Genomic DNA, 412 nt, shown 5'->3' with positions numbered 1-412 from the left:
CGGCCCAGGTCATGCGCGGCAGGCGCCGTGTTCGGGGCCAGCGGACGCGCGGCCCACTCGGCCGCGTCCACCAGCACTTCCAGCGTGCCGGCCTCGCCATCAAGGCGGATCATGTCGCCCTCGCGGACCTTGGCCAGCGGACCACCGCGCGCCGCTTCCGGCGTCACATGGATCGCCGCCGGAATCTTGCCCGAGGCGCCGGACAGGCGGCCGTCGGTGACCAGTGCCACGCGCCGGCCCTGGTTCTGCAGCAGCCCCAGCAGCGGCGCGAGCGAATGCAGTTCCGGCATGCCGTTGGCACGCGGGCCCTGGTAACGCACCACCGCCACGAAGTGCTCGGGCAGCAGGCCGCCGGCATGCAGCTTGTTCAGCACCTGCGGCGCATCGACAACCACGGCCGGTGCTTCGATCG

The 412-nt window shown here is 72.6% G+C and carries 1 protein-coding gene; it reads right to left on the bottom strand.

All coding sequences use genetic code 11. The features are described 5' to 3' along the window. The coding region (locus D7X55_RS47065; protein WP_199747463.1) for a dihydroxy-acid dehydratase at nucleotides 1–412 on the bottom strand (412 nt) is incomplete at both ends.

Origin of the sequence: Corallococcus sp. AB049A (assembly GCF_003668885.1) — a bacterium.
Classification (GTDB): Bacteria; Myxococcota; Myxococcia; order Myxococcales; family Myxococcaceae; genus Corallococcus; species Corallococcus interemptor.
The sequence above is the reverse complement of the archived record's forward strand: the minus strand, read 5'-3'. Positions and strand labels throughout refer to the sequence as shown.